General features: G+C 34.8%; 1 protein-coding gene. It reads right to left on the bottom strand.

All coding sequences use genetic code 11. From position 1 onward, the window contains the following. Positions 1–569 precede the first annotated feature (569 nt). Positions 570–778 (bottom strand): hypothetical protein (locus E1171_RS24035; RefSeq protein ID WP_222931294.1); only part of this gene is annotated, 209 nt, incomplete at its 5' end.

Below are 778 nucleotides of genomic sequence, written 5' to 3'. Positions count from 1 at the left end.
CTCCAGGACAAGCTAAAGACTGTGTTTATCCTTTAGATTTAACTCATTTTTCATTTTAAAAGACTCAGTCTGACATTTTAAAACATCAGAAATCTCTTGCCTTTCTTGCTCTAAAAATTTGGATAGCAATGACTGGTGAACAGTTTCTTTCTGCTTGAATTTTGAAAGTAAACGAGTAGGCCAGAAAGCTTTATTTACAATTACTTCCCTTACCAACATTCAAAAATTCTTACATTCCAATTCCTTAGATCTTGATCCTATTAAAAGGTCATTGATAAGCTTCTCTCATTGGCTGAAGGACTTCAAAATGTGTATCAAAATCATTAAAAAGATCAGAATGCAAATGAGCAAAAAAACCTATACAGATGTTGATAAGGAATTGAAAGACTTGCCCAGTTTCTACAAGAGTCGGCCCCTATATTAATCAAGCATTTTCCATTATTCCTTACCTCCACTATCTAGGAGAAACTCACTTGAGGGAATCTAGCAGAAAGCATCTCTGTACCCAAATCAATGAGTCCTACTTCATCACATCTTATTGGGAGAATTTTTGGGTAATAGCACCAACTCTAATCGGATTGCTTATTATTTTCCTTCAAAAAATATTGATTAAAGCAGCTTTCGGCGCTCCTATGTGGTCTTTTGAATTTTATTGTTGAAGGGGGGCTCTTTTGGAATTCTTTCCCATCCTTCTTATTTGATGAATGCAAAAGTAAATACCAAAAAATAATCGGACCTCCACATAAAACAAGCCCGATCAAAATCGCTAACAATTGAA

Source organism: Xanthovirga aplysinae, assembly GCF_009711365.1.
Taxonomy (GTDB): Bacteria; Bacteroidota; Bacteroidia; order Cytophagales; family Cyclobacteriaceae; genus Xanthovirga; species Xanthovirga aplysinae.
The sequence above is the reverse complement of the archived record's forward strand: the minus strand, read 5'-3'. Positions and strand labels throughout refer to the sequence as shown.